The following is a 240-nucleotide window of genomic DNA, read 5'->3' as shown; positions in this document are numbered from 1 at the left end:
GTGCCACCCTGACCACCCTGAACGTTCTTCGTGGCGGGCGCAGCCGGTCCAGCCGCGAACAGGTGTTCGGTGGCCAGCAGCTGCCCGACGAGGTCATGCGCCGCTACGGCCTGACCTACGAGGCCGCGGGCCTGGCCAAGCGCCAGGGGGGGGGGCCGGCCAGCTCCGGGATGGCCGGGCGCGAGCCGTTCACCGACGCCCCGGGCCCGCCGAACAGCCGCCGGCTGCCGGGCGGCGCGG

1 protein-coding gene is annotated in these 240 nt (G+C 77.1%); it reads left to right on the top strand.

The features are described from left to right. On the top strand, positions 1-240 hold a 240-nt coding region (gene pilM, locus ACQG3P_RS22785; RefSeq protein ID WP_426806319.1), incomplete at both ends, for a pilus assembly protein PilM.

The sequence above is a fragment of the Stenotrophomonas sp. SrG genome (genome assembly GCF_050031795.1).
GTDB classification, from domain to species: Bacteria; Pseudomonadota; Gammaproteobacteria; order Xanthomonadales; family Xanthomonadaceae; genus Stenotrophomonas; species Stenotrophomonas rhizophila_A.
The sequence above is the reverse complement of the archived record's forward strand: the minus strand, read 5'-3'. Positions and strand labels throughout refer to the sequence as shown.